The following is a 1,382-nucleotide window of genomic DNA, read 5'->3' on the forward strand; positions in this document are numbered from 1 at the left end:
GGGGCCTGACCCCGGTTCTTGGACACGCTGAATCCAGCACCTGGTGCTGGGGAAGCGAGATGATCCGAGAATCATGGCCAGGAAGAACTACTCCGAGGAGTTCCGTCGTCAGGCCGTCGACTTGTACGAGTCCACCCCGGGCGCCACGGTCCGCGGCATCGCCGAGGACCTCGGCATCGTGCGTGGCACGCTGCGGGGTTGGCTCGAGGTCTACGGGACCGGCAAGAAGACCGCCGCTGACGGGACGTTGACCTCCAGCCCGCTGCAAGCCAAGACGTCCGCCGCGAGCTCGTCGGCACCGACGGACGAGACGCCGGAGCAGAGGATCGCCCGGCTCGAGGCCGAGAACGCGGCGTTGCGAGCGGAGACCACCAAGCTCACGACCGAGCGGGAGATCCTGCAGCGGGCGGCCAAGTATTTCGCCGGGGAGACGCGCTGGTGAGTCGCTTCCAGTTCGTCGCCGACAACTCCGCCACCTTCGAGGTGAAGCGACTGTGCGAGCTCGTCGAGATCGAGCGCTCGTCCTACTACGCCTGGCTCAAGGCCGCGCCGGCCCGCGAAGCCAGAGCAGCTGACGACGCAGCGCTGGCTGAGCGGATCAGAGCGGTCCATGCCGAGGACAACACTCAGGGCGCGCCGCGGATCACCGCCGAGCTCAACGCTCAACTCGGTGACAGCGCGGCTGCCGGTGAGCGGGTCAACCACAAGCGTGTCGCGAGGGTGATGCGCTTTGAGGGCATCCGCGGCTACATGAAGAAGCGCCGGGTCCGCACCACGATCCCCGAGCCGTCGGGGCAGAAGTACCCCGACCTGCTCCAGCGTGACTTCACCGCCGAGCGCCCCAACGAGCGCTATGTCGGCGACATCACCTACCTGCCGCTGGCCGACGGGACGAACCTGTACTTGGCGACCGTGATCGACTGCTACTCCCGTCGGCTGGCCGGGTGGGCCATCGCCGACCACATGCGCACCGAACTCGTCGAGGACGCCCTCAAGGCCGCCGCCGCGACCCGGGGCAGCCTCAAGGGCGCTGTGTTCCACAGCGACCACGGGTCGGTCTACTGCTCGAAGGCCTACGCCAAGCTCTGCCGCAAGCTCGGCGTGACCCAGTCCATGGGCGCCGTCGGATCCAGCGCGGACAACGCCCTCGCAGAGTCGTTCAACGCCACGATGAAGCGTGAAGTCCTCCAAGACGCCGCCTGCTGGAGTGACGAGCTGACCTGCCGTCGGCAGGTCTTCAGATGGCTCGTCCGCTACAACACCAAGCGACGCCACTCGTGGTGTCGCTACACCTCGCCGGTCGCCTTCGAGACCGGCTACACCGCTACGCTGCGACCTGCTGCGTAATCACACCCCGTGTCCAAGATCCGGGGGTAGGGCCC

Annotated in this window: 1 protein-coding gene; it reads left to right on the forward strand. The window is 67.4% G+C overall.

What is annotated here, in order from left to right; translation table 11 throughout:
- Positions 1-73 precede the first annotated feature (73 nt).
- A protein-coding gene (locus tag EU513_RS15570; RefSeq protein ID WP_370447369.1) for an IS3 family transposase occupies positions 74-1,347 on the forward strand; the annotation gives its coding sequence in 2 pieces (ribosomal slippage) (positions 74-422 and positions 422-1,347; 1,275 coding nt in all).
- Positions 1,348-1,382: the final 35 nt, after the last annotated feature.

Origin of the sequence: Yimella sp. RIT 621, assembly GCF_004146205.1 — a bacterium.
GTDB lineage: Bacteria > Actinomycetota > Actinomycetes > Actinomycetales > Dermatophilaceae > Yimella > Yimella lutea.